This window comes from Bradyrhizobium iriomotense (genome assembly GCF_018130765.1).
Taxonomy (GTDB): domain Bacteria; phylum Pseudomonadota; class Alphaproteobacteria; order Rhizobiales; family Xanthobacteraceae; genus Bradyrhizobium; species Bradyrhizobium iriomotense_A.
On sequence record NZ_JAFCJZ010000016.1, the window covers coordinates 70,984 to 84,726 of the forward strand.

Annotated in this window: 10 protein-coding genes; 8 read left to right on the forward strand and 2 right to left on the reverse strand. The window is 60.3% G+C overall.

Annotated features, from left to right (window positions below; genetic code table 11):
* Nucleotides 1-24: 24 nt before the first annotated feature.
* From JQ635_RS25505 to JQ635_RS25540, 8 genes are all read left to right on the forward strand, one after another.
* Nucleotides 25-1,362, forward strand: coding sequence for an aspartate aminotransferase family protein (locus tag JQ635_RS25505; RefSeq protein ID WP_211412525.1), 1,338 nt, complete (start codon nt 25-27; stop codon nt 1,360-1,362).
* A gap of 76 nt (nt 1,363-1,438) precedes the next feature.
* Entirely contained in the window at nt 1,439-2,374 is a 936-nt protein-coding gene (locus JQ635_RS25510; RefSeq protein WP_211412526.1) for a cupin domain-containing protein, read from the forward strand.
* 490 nt (nt 2,375-2,864) lie between these two features.
* A complete protein-coding gene (locus JQ635_RS25515; RefSeq protein WP_211412527.1) occupies nt 2,865-4,469 on the forward strand; it encodes a gamma-glutamyltransferase family protein in 1,605 nt (534 codons plus the stop codon).
* A 162-nt stretch (nt 4,470-4,631) separates the two neighbouring features.
* Complete coding sequence (locus JQ635_RS25520; RefSeq protein ID WP_211412528.1) at nt 4,632-6,254, forward strand: ABC transporter substrate-binding protein; 1,623 nt, start codon at nt 4,632-4,634, stop codon at nt 6,252-6,254.
* A gap of 87 nt (nt 6,255-6,341) precedes the next feature.
* Complete coding sequence (locus tag JQ635_RS25525) at nt 6,342-7,283, forward strand: ABC transporter permease (protein WP_211412529.1); 942 nt, start codon at nt 6,342-6,344, stop codon at nt 7,281-7,283.
* Nucleotides 7,283-8,173 carry an ABC transporter permease gene (locus JQ635_RS25530; RefSeq protein ID WP_211412530.1) on the forward strand — a complete coding sequence of 297 codons (891 nt, stop codon included), beginning with the start codon at nt 7,283-7,285 and terminating at the stop codon, nt 8,171-8,173. Before JQ635_RS25525 ends, JQ635_RS25530 begins: the two co-directional genes overlap by 1 nt.
* A complete protein-coding gene (locus JQ635_RS25535) occupies nt 8,170-9,822 on the forward strand; it encodes an ABC transporter ATP-binding protein (protein ID WP_211412531.1) in 1,653 nt (550 codons plus the stop codon). The genes JQ635_RS25530 and JQ635_RS25535 overlap by 4 nt, the downstream gene beginning before the upstream one ends.
* A 46-nt stretch (nt 9,823-9,868) precedes the next feature.
* On the forward strand, nt 9,869-10,942 hold the full coding sequence (locus tag JQ635_RS25540) for a tartrate dehydrogenase (RefSeq protein WP_211412532.1): 1,074 nt from the start codon (nt 9,869-9,871) through the stop codon (nt 10,940-10,942).
* Between the two features lie 3 nt (nt 10,943-10,945).
* Here JQ635_RS25540 and JQ635_RS25545 read toward each other — a convergent pair whose 3' ends face one another.
* Nucleotides 10,946-12,412, reverse strand: coding sequence for an NAD-dependent succinate-semialdehyde dehydrogenase (locus JQ635_RS25545; protein ID WP_211412533.1), 1,467 nt, complete (start codon nt 12,410-12,412; stop codon nt 10,946-10,948).
* Nucleotides 12,409-13,740, reverse strand: coding sequence for an aspartate aminotransferase family protein (locus JQ635_RS25550; protein WP_211412534.1), 1,332 nt, complete (start codon nt 13,738-13,740; stop codon nt 12,409-12,411). The genes JQ635_RS25545 and JQ635_RS25550 overlap by 4 nt, the downstream gene beginning before the upstream one ends.
* Between the last annotated feature and the right edge of the window lie 3 nt (nt 13,741-13,743).

A 13,743-nucleotide genomic window follows, 5' to 3' on the forward strand; every position in this document is an offset into this window, starting at 1 on the left:
AGAAAGGCAATTCGAGGAGGACTCATGAATCCGTCGCTTCAGCTCGATCCGAAAACCGCGGAACGTGATATCGAGGCCGCGCTGACTGCAGCACGCGCTAGCTATCTCCGCGCCAACGCCAAAAGCCGGGAGGCGTTCGAGCGGGCGGCCGAGTATCTGCCGGGAGGGACAACCCGTACCGGTCTTTTCAACTCACCGTTTCCCATTTTCGTCGCGCGCGGCCATGATGCCTACATCTGGGATCTCGACGGCAAGCGCTACGTCGATGCCCTCAGCGAGTTTACGGCGGGTCTGCTCGGACATTCCAATCCGGTGGTGCTGCGGACCATGCGTCAGGCGCTGGACGATGGTCTCAGCCTTGGTGGACAGATTGAGGACGAGGCACGCTTTGCCCGGCAGATCGTTGAGCGCTTCCCGTCGATCGAAAAGGTTCGGTTTGCGAATTCCGGAACGGAAGCCAACGTCTCGGCGATCGCCACCGCGCTACATTACACCGGCAGGTCCAGGGTCATGGTGTTTGAAGGCGCCTACCACGGCGGCAGCCTGAACTTTCCGATCAACGGTCCTTCGCCACTGAATACGCGCCTCGATGTCGTCCAAGTGCCATACAACGATGCCGAAGCCGTCCGCGTGGCCATTCGGCGGGAGGGCGATAAGCTGGGTGCCGTGATCGTCGAGCCGATGCTGGGCGCGGGAGGCAGCATTCCGGCCGACCGTGAGTTTCTGGTCGCGGTGAAGGAGGAAGCGGCTAGGGCTGGCGCCATTCTGATCTTCGACGAGATCCAGACTTCGCGCCTGGCACCAAATGGAATGCAAGGATACTGGGGCATCACGCCTGACATTACCACGCTCGGAAAATACCTGGCCGGCGGCCTGTCGATCGGCGCATTTGGCGGGCGAGAGGATATCATGGCATTGTTCGATCCGCGCAAGCCATCGTCGCTCGTTCTTTCCGGCACATTCAACAACAACAGCCTCGGTATGCGGGTCGGCGCAGCCGTGCTGTCGGAGGTTGCGACGGCGGCGGCAATCGAGCGATTGTCGGCGCGGGGCGATAAACTAAGGCAGCAGTTGAACGCTAAGCTGGAGGACGCTCGGATTGCAGCACAATTCACCGGCTTTGGCTCGATCCTTGCGATTCACTTCGTGCAAGGTTTGCTCAGAGATGCGCGTGATGCCGCAGCATCCGATTCCAAATTGCGCGAGCTGTTCTATCTCCATATGTTGGAGGAGGGCATCTGGATCGCCCGGCGCGGCATGATGGCGCTGTCGTTAGCGCTTTCGGAGATCGACTTAGATCAGATCGTCTCGGCTGTCGAAGGATTTACGGAGCGCTGGGGGCACCTTCTGCCGAAGCGTTGAACCTAGGTCGACGGGTGAGAACTCCAATCGAAATACTGCGGCGAGCCACAGTACTTGTCCGCACGCGGAGGGTGTGATGTCAACGATCAAGATGCGCGACATTCCCGTGCAGAAGAACTCTGCGCCGGAAACCAATGCGCAGAGGGCAGCGCGATACTACAATTCTGGCACGGCATTTCAGATAGAGCAGAGTGCTGTACCACCAGCTACGTTCGTCGACGAAGCTAAGCGAGCGCTCGATCCCGATGCTCTTACAGCAGTTATCTGTTGCGATAGCTCGTCTGCACTGGGACTAAAGGCTCCGGCTACCGCACCGAATGTTCTGGCGCGCTATGTCGTAATTCGGCCTGGAGAGCAATTGGAACTCGCGGCCGAAGCGTCAACTATGATTTTCTACTGCATCACTGGCTCTGGACAGATCGGAGATCAGGAAGCGATCCTTGAGTGGCAGACAGGGGATGTCTTTCTGATGCCTGGAGGTAAGGCGATCTGTCTGCGCTCTCGGGGTGATCGTAATACCGTCCTATGGGTGGTCGGTGACGATCCGCTTGTCCGCTTTATGGATCTGAACGCAAAGGCGCCGACGAACTCATCGATTTCTCCTGTTCATTATCCAGCAAAGGATATCAGGCGCCAAATCGACCTGATCTATTCGGCGCAGCAAGAACCGGATACGGCCGGGCGAGCGGTCATCTTTTCGAGCGATAATCATGACAAGAGCCGGAATATCGCTCCCGTGCTTACACTCGCCTTGAATACCCTTGATCCAGACACGGAGACACGACCGCACAGGCACAATTCTGTAGCCGTGATGCTCGTTTTAGAAGGGGAGAGCTGCCGCAGTTCCGTGGATGGAAACATTAAAGAATGGTCCAAACTCTCTACTACAGTCACTCCGCCGTTTGCTTGGCACTCGCATCACAACAATGGGAAAGTTCGCGCGGAGCTGTTGATCGTTCAAGATGGCGGCATGTTCACACACTCGAGAGTGAATGGGTTCAGCTTCGCCTAAGCGCGGCTCATGCAAGTTCTCGTAGGAGTGCAGGCATCGGCCTTGAATGCTAAAAGTGGCAGGGGATCCACGCCGGGACTCGGGGCGCGGTCCCCGCTCTAGAGCACGGCGGCCGATCCATGGTTGCTTTCCCGGTGGACCACATTTCCGAAGTGAGATGCTGGCGCTATCCTTCATTCAGATCCAGTCTTTGCATATCCATCGGGCCGCTTTCACGTTTTGGCAGTAGCCTGCCGCAGGTTCGGCTCCCTGATGTTGCGAGCTCACAGGATGCCGTTCATTTCCTTTGTGAAGGGCTTCGGTGCAGTTATGAAATTCTGTAACCTTCAGGCTGCTCGTCGAACACACTCAATAGGTCAGTTCCAGGCACGAAATGTTGGCGTGGGGTTGCCAAAGAGCGAATATGCGCTGTGGCGCATACCTTTTCGGCATACGCTCAAATGAGACAGATGTGAGGATAAACGCGACGTTTGTCTTCAAGGGGGTCGCCGTGAACAAAGGGATTGTCGTTGCCGAACAGCCGGATGCGGTGGAGGTTGGTGCTCGCATCTTGATGGCCGGTGGCAACGCTGTAGATGCTGCTGTCGCATGCGCTTTTGCACAAGGCGTGGTCGACCAGATGAACGGCGGCGTGGCCGGGTACGGATGTGCCCAGGTTTATTTTCCGGCACGCGGCATTCATGACGGCTTGAGTTTTCTTTTTCAGGCGCCTGCTGCGGTTGTTCCAGGCATGTGGAGCCATTTGCTGGAACGCGAGACCCCGGATGGATTCGGATTCGTGTTGAAGGGATACGTCAACGATTTCGGCTATCAATCGATCGCGGTGCCCGGCGCTGTCAAGGGCTGGTACGATCTGCAGCGGCGCTATGGGGTTCTGCCATGGGGTGATGTCGTCGAGCCTGCACTGCGTCTCGCCGTAGGCGGATATCGCATCACGCCAGCCGTTCGCGAGCAATGGTTCGTCGTCGATGACGCCGGCCGGGCGGACAACATTCATCGTCTGCGTCAGACGCGAGCCTATGCGCACCTGTTCTTTGCGCCTGATGGCTCCGCGCTGAAAACGGGTACCGTCGTGCGCAATGCCGACTACGGTGCGACCCTCGCGACCATTGCCCGCGATGGCGCAGCCGGCTTCCATGCGGGACGCGTCGCAGATGCGATCTCACAGGATATGGAAAGAAACGGCGGCTTGTTGGGCCGAGTTGATCTCGAGACCTATGAGGCCGAGCCTGTGACCCCGTTGTGGGGCGATTACCGTGGTCACAAAATAAGTGTGCTGCCGCCGCCCACCAGCGGAGCGATGCTCTTGCGCATGCTGCGCACGCTCGAGCATTTCGATCTTCGAAGCATGGGACACAATACGCCGGACTATATCGCGACGGTCGCTGAAGTCATGAAGCGCGCACAACTCGCCAAAGAGACGCTGATCGGAGATCCGCGGCACGACAACATCGATCCGGCCGCGATCTTCGATCCGGCGATTTGCCGCCAGGAAGCGGATGAGATCAAGCGCGGGGAACGTGTTCACATTGAGCGGGTGGGGGATCGCGAGACCAAGACCACGACCCATGTCTCGGTGATGGATAGGGATGGAAATGCCGTCACCATGACCCACTCGCTTGGGGCCCAATCGGGCGTCCTGACCCCCGGCCTAGGCTTCATGTATAACGGCGCTATCGGAATGTTCGATCCTCGGCCGGGTAATTCCCGTTCGCTCGAACCCCATCGGCGCCGTGTGACATCCATGACCCCCGCCATGGTATTCGCCGGAAACCGATTGCGGATGCTGCTTGGTGCGCCCGGCGGCTCGCATATTCCGATGGGAATTCTCCAGGTCATCCTCAATGTTCTCGACCATGGCATGTCGATCTCCGACGCAGTCGCGGCGCCGAGATTTTCGGCGCCCGGCGAGGTAATTGATCTGAGTGCCCGGATTCCCTCCTATATTTGCGATGCGGTAGCCGCCCGGGGTTACCAGATTGCCAGATCGGCGCAGAGTTTCACCGTCGCCAAGGTTCACGCCATTCTTTACGGCGATGGGGAATCCCAGGGCGCGGCAGATCCCGGCGGCGGCGGGATGGCGCTCGCGGTGTAGGCCGCTCCGGCGCTCCGCAGGACAGCCGTGCGCTCGCCTGCAAGCTCGTCCATCGCTTATTCCGATAGACCGTGCCCTGTAATTTGAATTTCCAAAGGCCGATACCCCTCCATAAGCTTGCTCATTGTGTGAAACCCGCCGGTCCCCAGTCAGGAGCGCACCATGGATAGTTCTCGCCGTTTTGCCCCGCATGCGTCATTCGGAAGTCTCACCCGACGTGAGGCTCTACTCGGGGCAACGGCTGCGCTGATCGGGGCCGCGATTCCGGCCGAGGCGGCCTCGACCAAAACCATCCGGGCGGTCATGCACGCGCCGCTGCGCCTGATCGACCCGATTACGACGACGGCCTACATCTCTCGCGATCATGGTTACATGATCTACGACACGCTGGTTGCCGCTGACGAGAACTTTCAACCTCAGCCGCAGATGGCAGAGTGGGTGATCTCTGACGACAAGCTCGTCTATACCTTCAAGCTTCGCGAGGGTTTGGCTTGGCACGACGGTCCGCCTGTGACCGCAGAAGACTGCGTCGCCTCTCTCAAGCGCTGGTGGCAGCGCGATACCATGGGGCAGCTGTTGGCGAGCTATACGACGTCGCTGGATGCCTCCGATCCTCGGACCATCGTCCTGAAGTTGAAGCAGCCCGCTGGCTTTGTGCTTGATGCTCTCGGCAAGCCTTCATCGAACGTTCCCTTCATGATGCCAAAGCGGGTGGCCGACACGCCGGCGACCCAGCCGATCACGGAGACCATCGGGTCAGGACCCTTCAAATTTCTGAAGGAAGAGTTCCAGCCCGGAGTCCGTGCAGTCTACGTCAAGAACGAGAAGTATGTGCCGCGCAAGGAGAAGCCGAGTTGGACCTCCGGTGGCAAGGTCGTAAAGGTCGACCGCGTGGAGTGGGTCGTCATGCCGGATGCTCAGACCGCCATCAATGCTCTGGCGAACGGCGAGATCGACTACATCGACGAGCCGCAGGTTGATCTGCTTAAATTATTCGAGGGCAGCAATGATGTTGTCGTCAAGAATAACAACAAGTTCGGTCTCCAGGTCCTCGCGCGCATGAACTTCCTTGCGCCGCCGTTCACCAACGAGAAGATCCGGCGAGCGGCAATGCTCGCGTTCAAGCAGGAGAATTTTCTCGCTGCCATGGTGGGAGATCCTTCCGGCTATAAGGTGTGCGGGGCAATGTTCGTGTGCGGCACGACACTGGCTACCGACATAGGCTCCGAGTCGCTGGTCAAGGGCGACGGAATGGTTGAGGCTCGCAGGCTCCTCAAGGAGGCGAACTATGACGGGAAGCCAATCAGGATCATTCAGCCTACCGACGTGAACACGCAGAAGGCGCAGCCTATCGTTGGGGCGCAAGCCCTGAAGGACGCTGGCTTCAATGTCGAGCTCCTGCCGATGGACTGGCAGACCGCCGTGGCGACGCGCAGCAATGCCAAGCTGGCCCAGGAAGGCGGCTGGCACATGTACTTTACTGCGCTCGGCGGCGCCGAAATGTCCAATCCGCTGACGAGCGCGCCCTTAAATGCAATAGGCGCGGCTGGCTACCCCGGCTGGCCCGACGACAAGGAAATTCAGGCGCTCCGGATTCGTTTCGCAGAAGCGGGGAGTCTGGACGAGCGCAAGAAGGTCGCGGCCGAATTGCAGAAGCTCGCTTACGAGCACGTGATCTACGTCCCGTTAGGCCAGATTGCGACGCCGGCGGCATGGAGCGCCAAGTTGACCGGTGTCCTGGATGGGCCGGCCGTGCCCTACTTCTGGAACATGGACAAGTCCTGATGGAGACATCGCCCTTGGTTGATCCAAGCGGCTTCCTCTGCACCGGAAATGGCGGGCATGCGTTAACGCCTCGCAACGAAGGCTCTCATGTTTGGTTTCATTCTGCGACGCATCTTTGCCTCGATCCCCGTCATGTTCGTCGTCACGGTGACGATCTTCATGCTGCTTCGGCTGACGCCCGGTGATCCCGCCTCCGTGATCGCTGGCGACAATGCGACCGCGGAGCAACTCGCTCGCATCCGCACGCAGCTTGGGCTCGACCAGCCGCTGCAGCAGCAATTCTTCGATTGGATGTGGCGTCTCGTTCATGGAGACTTCGGCACCTCGATCATCTCCGGTACCCCGGTTACGACGCTGATAGCCGATCGGATCGAGCCGACCCTCAGCCTCGCGCTCGCGACCATCACGCTATCGGTCATCGTTGCAGTACCGCTGGGTGCTCTGGCAGCGGCACGGCATGGGACTTGGGTGGATCGGGCGGTCATCGCGCTTTCGGTCCTCGGCTTCTCGATTCCGGTCTTCGTCATCGGCTATGGATTGATCCAGATTTTCGCCATCGAGCTCCGCTGGCTTCCGGTTCAGGGTTTTCGCAGCATTCGGGATGGTCTGGCGGAATTCGGTACGCGCATGATCATGCCAACGCTTGCGCTCACCTTTCTCTATGTGGCGCTGATTGCCCGTATCACACGGACGAGTTTGCTCGAGGTGCTTGGCGAAGACTACATCCGCACGGCGCGCGCGAAGGGAATCTCCGAGCGCACCGTATTCATGCGCCATGCGCTTCGAAATGCCGCTGTACCGATCATAACGGTGATCGGCATCGGCTTTGCACTCCTGGTCAGCGGCGTCGTAGTGACCGAGAGCGTGTTCAATCTGCCTGGTGTCGGTCGATTGACGATCGACGCTGTCCTCGCGCGCGACTATCCGGTGGTGCAGGCCGTTATTCTCCTGTCGAGCCTGCTCTACGTGATGATCAACCTGGCCATCGACGTGATCTACGTACTGGTCGACCCACGGATCCGATATTGATGAGCCTCAATTCCCATCTCGAACCGGTCGAGCCGAGGCGCTTCAGCCCCTTCTATCTTGCGCCTGCGCTCGCGCAAGCTCCGCTGGTGGCACTATCCGGTACGATCCTGATCGCGATCCTGGTCATGGCGCTGCTGGCGCCCTGGCTCGCGCCGCACGACCCCGGGCTGCTCAGCCCACTGATGCGGCTGAAGCAGGCGAGCGCCCAATATCCGCTCGGAAACGACGCTTACGGCCGCGATCTGCTCTCGAGGGTCCTTTACGGCGCGCGCGTGTCGCTCGGCATCGGTATGGGCGCCGCACTTTGCAGCGTCGCGATCGGGCTCACCATCGGTCTTCTTGCCGGATTTATCAGATGGCTCGATTCCATCGTGATGCGCGTGGTGGATGGCTTCATGGCGATCCCCAACGTATTGCTTGCGATCACCATCGTCACTCTGTCGGGGGCAAGCCTGACGACGGTGTTGATCGCAATTACCGTGCCGGAAATTCCGCGTATCATAAGGCTCGTACGTGCGGTCGTATTGACGGTGCGCGAAGAGCCTTACGTAGAGGCTGCGATCGCTCTTGGCACTTCGACCCCGCGTATCTTGTGGCGGCATCTCATGCCGAATACGTTCGCCCCCCTGATCGTCCAGGGTAGCTATGTATGTGCATCCGCCATTCTGACCGAGGCCGTGCTTTCCTTCCTCGGCACGGGCATCAATCCGGTTACCCCCAGTTGGGGAAACATCATGGCTGATGGGCGGAGTTATTTCCGCCTGAGGCCGGAGCTCATCTTCTGGCCGGGCGTGTGTCTGTCGCTGACGATCCTGTCGATCAACATTCTCGGAGATGCGTTGCGCGACAAGCTCGACCCTCGTCTCATCAAGCGCGGGGAAGGACGGTGAACGACTTGTCGCTACTTTCTTTGCGGAACTTGTCTGTGGTCGATGCACCGGGCCGGGCGGTTGTCGGCAATATTTCGATTGACGTTCGCCCCGGTGAAACGATGTGTCTGGTTGGCGAATCTGGATCGGGAAAATCGGTCACTTCGCTTGCCGTCATGGGGCTGCTTCCGCGCGGCGCGCTGCGGCCGGCGGGAGGCGAAATCCTGCTGGCCGGAGAGAATCTGCTCGCAGCCAGCGAAACTCGCCTGCGCGCATTGCGCGCGACCAGCATGGCGATGATCTTCCAGGAGCCGATGACGGCGCTTAATCCGATCGAGCGGGTCGGCGACCAGATTGACGAGGTGCTGCGAGCTCATACCTCCCTGGGGAAGCGCGAAAGGCGTTCCCGCATGCTGAGCATGCTGGAGGAGGTCCATCTGCCGGACGTCGAACGCATTTGCCGGTCCTTTCCACATGAGATGTCCGGCGGTCAACGACAGCGCATCATGATCGCGATGGCGCTAATTCTGCGGCCGCGGCTGCTCATTGCCGATGAGCCGACCACCGCGCTCGATGTGACCACGCAGAAGCAAATCATCGCTCTGATACGAGAATTGCGGGAAAATCACGGGACTGCCGTTCTCTTCATCACCCATGACATGGGCGTCGTCCGGGAGATCGCCGACCGCGTCACGGTCATGCGAAACGGGGCGATCGTCGAGAGCGGGTCGGTCGAGGACGTATTGGCGACGCCGCGAGAGGAATATACCCGCCGCCTCCTTGGCGCAGTCCCAAGCCTCGTGCCGCGCCGCCCCCGTCCCGAAAATGACGCTAAAGTCCTGCTGCAGGTCCAGGGCCTTGGCAAGCGTTACGGAATCCGTTCGATGTGGGGAGCCTCGCGCGAGGTCGTGGCGGCTCGTGAGATCGAGTTCTCGTTGCGCGCCGGACGTACGCTGGGAATCGTCGGCGAGTCGGGCTCGGGAAAGTCGACGGTGGCGCGATGCGCGATCAGGTTGACGAACCCCAGCGAGGGCGCGATCCACCTCGATGGACAATCGGTGACGGGCGGATCTCCGCGCGATCTCAAGCTGCTGCGCCGTCGTGTGCAGATGGTTTTCCAAGATCCATACCGGTCGCTGAACCCGCGAATCCGCGTCGGGGAATCCATCGTCGAGGGGCCGACGAATTACGGTGTTCCTCACGCAGAAGCCATGACCGAAGCTCGTCGGCTCCTGGAACTGGTTGGACTTCCGGGTGACGCGGTCAAGCGGTATCCGCACCAGTTTTCCGGTGGACAGCGCCAGCGCATCGCGATCGCGCGGGCGCTGGCGATGAAGCCGGAGGTCCTCGTCGCCGATGAGGCGGTCTCGGCACTCGACGTCTCGGTTCAGGCCCAGGTGCTCGAGCTATTGCGCGACGTCCAACAGCGATTTGGACTCGGAATCCTCTTCATCACGCATGACCTGCGGGTAGCGGCCCAGATTTGTGACGACATCATCGTGATGAAGAGTGGCTGCATCGTCGAACAGGGCTCGGCAACTGCGGTGCTCGGCAAACCTCAGGCTGAATACACCCGCCTGCTGTTCGAGGCCGCGCCTGGCCGGAATTGGGATTTCGCGAACTGTTGCCCGCTGGAGCCGGAGTCGACGCTCTCGATCGCGGCGGAATGACCGCGATCATTCAATAACTGCTTCCAATCCAAGACAAGGATGCTTTGTGTCTCGTTCGTATCGCATTTCAGTTACTCCCGGGGATGGTATCGGCAATGAGGTCATGCCCGAGGGCGTGAGTGTGCTCGAACGCGCGGCGACCCTCTTTGGCTTCACCCTGAAGCTGGACTGGTGCGATTTCGCGTCATGCGACTACTATCTCAAGCATGGCACGATGCTGCCCGACGATTGGAAAGAAAGAATCGGAGGTTCTGACGCGATATTCTTCGGCGCGGTTGGATGGCCCTCGAAGGTCCCCGACCACATATCGCTGTGGGAATCGCTCCTCAAGTTCCGGCGCGAGTTCGATCAGTATGTGAATTTGCGACCGGTCCGCCTGATGCCCGGCGTGCCCTGTCCGCTGGTCGGCCGGAAACCCGGCGACATCGACTTCTGGGTCGTCCGCGAGAACACCGAGGGTGAATATTCCAGCGTCGGCGGATGCATGTTCCCGGGAACGGACCGTGAGATCGTGATGCAGGAAACGGTCATGAGCCGCCACGGTGTTGACCGCGTGCTGAAGTTTGCCTTCGAACTCGCGTCCCGGACGTCTCGGCGGCATCTGACGTCGGCGACCAAGTCGAACGGAATCTCGATCACGATGCCATACTGGGACGAGCGGGTTCGGGCGATGGCTAGTCAATATCCTGGCGTGCGCTGGGACCAATACCATATCGATATTCTGACCGCGCACTTTGTTCTCAATCCGAACCGCTTCAACGTCGTGGTGGCGTCAAATCTGTTCGGCGATATCCTGTCCGACCTCGGGCCAGCCTGCACCGGCACGATAGGCATCGCGCCGTCCGCCAATCTCAATCCCGAACGGAGATATCCGTCGGTGTTCGAGCCCGTCCACGGTTCGGCGCCGGATATTTTCGGTCAGAATATCGCCAATCCGATCGGACAGATCTGGTCGGGTGCCATGTTGCTGGAGCACCTCGGTGAGACAAAAGCCGCCCAATCTATCGTTGCGGCGATCGAGCGGATACTGGCCGAGCCGTCGCTCAGGACACGCGATCTCGGCGGCGACGCCAGCACGCAGGAGTGTGGCAAGGCCATTTGCGAGGCCCTGGAACGCTGATCGTCAGGATGCCGCGGCCAGGCCATCCAGCATCAGGTACTTCAATTCGGTGTATTCCTCGATGCCATGACGCGATCCCTCGCGTCCGAGCCCACTTTGCTTGACGCCTCCGAAGGGAGCGACCTCGTTCGAGATGGCACCGGTATTGATTCCGATCATGCCGTATTCGAGGGCTTCGCAAACGCGGAAGATTCGGCCCACGTCGCGCGAGTAGAGATATGCCGCGAGGCCGGAAGTCGTGTCATTCGCGGCGGCGATCGCCTCGGCCTCGGTCGCGAAACGGATGACCCCGGCAACGGGGCCAAACGTTTCCTCTTGCGTTATACGCATCCCGGCTCTCACGCCGGCAAGTACGGTCGGTTCGTAGAACGTGCCTCCGAGATCGTGTCTTCGTCCGCCAATCACCACCCGTGCGCCGGACCTCACCGCATCGGCGATGTGCTCTTCCACCTTGTTGACTGCGTCCATTGTGATGAGCGGCCCCTGGATGACGTCACCGTCGAGACCATTGCCGACCTTCATCTGTCCGACGCGTTCCGCCAGCCGGGACAGAAATGCATCGTGAATACCGGACTGCGCATAGATCCGGTTCGCACAAACGCAGGTCTGTCCCATATTGCGGAACTTGGAGACGATAGCTCCCTCGACGGCGGCATCGAGGTCGGCATCGTCGAAAACGATGAAGGGTGAATTGCCGCCCAGCTCGAGCCCGACTTTCTTCACCGTCGAGGCGCATTGACGCATCAACAGCTTGCCCACCTCCGTGGATCCCGTGAAGCTGACCAGTCGAACGGCGGGGTGGCTCGTCAATACGCCACCGATCTCGACAGCGTCGCCGGTGATGATGTTGAGCACACCCGGGGGAAGCCCGGCTCGCTCGGCGAGCTTTGCAAGTGCGAGTGCCGAAAGAGGGGTCTCGGGTGCCGGCTTTACCACCGCGGTGCACCCGGCCGCCAGCGCAGGTGCGACCTTCCGTGTAATCATCGCTGCAGGAAAGTTCCAAGGCGTGATCGCTGCGATGACGCCCACTGGCTGCCGGACAACCATGATGCGAGAGTCTGGGCGCGGCGAGGGAATAGTCTCGCCGTAGATGCGTTTGGCCTCCTCGGCGAAGAATTCGATGAAGGATGCGGCGTAGTCGATTTCGCCACGCGCTTCTGACAGCGGCTTGCCCTGCTCGAGTGTCATAAGCAGCGCAAGGTCCTCGCGGGCGGCGATGATGAGCTCGAACCAGCCTCGAAGTAGTGCGGAACGACCTTTTGCGGTGGTGCGTGACCAGGCCGGGAAGGCCTCTGCCGCGCAGACAATCGCCGTGTTGGCCTCTGCAGCTCCAAAACGTGGAATGTGGGCAATGACTGTTCCGGTTGCCGGATTGGTGACCGGATCGACGGCATCGCCGCACCACTTCCCCGCGACGAAGCAGCGGTCTGCGAGGAGCGTCGGATCACGCAAGGCAATATTGGAGGTCATGATTCCGCCGACGATTGGAGGACCTCACCCATGGCGGCGAGAAAGATGTCGGCGTCCTCACGCGAAAAGGGCAGCGGCGGGCGGATTTTCAGGACATGACCATCGAGGCCGGACGCACTGATCAGAATATTCTTCCTTCGCAGGTCATTGACGAGGCGCATTGCGACTTCCGGAGCGGGAGTCTTGCTTTCCCGATCGCGGACGAAATCCGCGCCGATGAAGAGGCCGGCACCGCGAACGTCGCCGATGCAATCGTGCTCACGCGCCAACTGGCGTAGCCCGGCCTTGATGTAGTTGCCGACGTCGAGCGCGTTGCGCTGCAGCTTCTCCTCTGCGATCACGTCAAGCACCGCGAGGCCGGCTGCGCAAGAGACCGGATTACCGCCAAATGTGTTGAAATAGCGTGCCTTGGAAGCGAAGTCGTTCAAAACCTCAGGACGTGCGACGACGCCGGCGAGCGGAATGCCGTTGCCCATCGGCTTACCCATGATGACGATGTCGGGTACCACCTTGTGGCGCTGGAAGCCCCACATGGCATCACCGGTTCGCGCAAAGCCGGGCTGCACCTCGTCCGCAATGAATACGCCCCCGGCGCGCCGGATCACGTCAACCGCGGGAGCGAGGAAACCTGCGGGATCAGACAGAATACCATCACTGGAGAAGATGGTATCGGTCACCAGAGCGGCCGGTTTGATGCCGTGCCGCCTGAGATCGTCGACAGCGCGCTGCACGTGATCCGCAAAGATCTCGCCGACCTGAGGGCCCAACCGGTAAGAGTCCGGTGCTGGCACGGTTCGGACATGCTGGCCAAGCGGGACGCCCTCCCCGAGAGAGGGAGAAAACTCTGAAACCGCGGCGGTAATGCCGTGATAGGCGTTCTCCGTCACGATGATGCCGGCGCCTCCGGTGAAGCTCTTGGCGACCCTTACCGCGAGATCCGAAGATTCGCTTCCCGTGCAGGTGAACATCACATTGGCGAGTTCATTGGGAAAGGTGGCGATAAGGCGCTCGGCATAGGTGATCACGACCTCATAGAGGTAGCGCGTATGTGTGTTCAGCGTCGCCGCCTGGCGGGCGATCGCCTCAACGACGCGCGGATGACAGTGACCGACCGCCGGCACGTTGTTGTAGACGTCGAGATACTTCGTCCCGTCTGCGCCGTGGAGCCATACGCCTTCGGCGCGGATGACATGGACCGGGTCTTCGTAGAACAGCTTGTAAGACGGTCCGAGGACGCGCTTGCGGCGTTCCAGCAGCGCAGCGACGTCGTCGGCCAATTTGGCGGTTCGGGCCGGATCGAACGCATTGACCATCAATGGACGTGACATGGT

Coding starts and splice junctions, on each gene's coding strand:
- JQ635_RS25505 (WP_211412525.1), top strand. CDS start 25: ATGAATCCGTCGCTTCAGCTCGATCCGAAAACCGCGGAACGTGATATC.
- JQ635_RS25510 (WP_211412526.1), top strand. CDS start 1,439: ATGTCAACGATCAAGATGCGCGACATTCCCGTGCAGAAGAACTCTGCG.
- JQ635_RS25520 (WP_211412528.1), top strand. CDS start 4,632: ATGGATAGTTCTCGCCGTTTTGCCCCGCATGCGTCATTCGGAAGTCTC.
- JQ635_RS25525 (WP_211412529.1), top strand. CDS start 6,342: ATGTTTGGTTTCATTCTGCGACGCATCTTTGCCTCGATCCCCGTCATG.
- JQ635_RS25530 (WP_211412530.1), top strand. CDS start 7,283: ATGAGCCTCAATTCCCATCTCGAACCGGTCGAGCCGAGGCGCTTCAGC.
- JQ635_RS25545 (WP_211412533.1), bottom strand. CDS start 12,412: ATGACCTCCAATATTGCCTTGCGTGATCCGACGCTCCTCGCAGACCGC.
- JQ635_RS25550 (WP_211412534.1), bottom strand. CDS start 13,740: ATGTCACGTCCATTGATGGTCAATGCGTTCGATCCGGCCCGAACCGCC.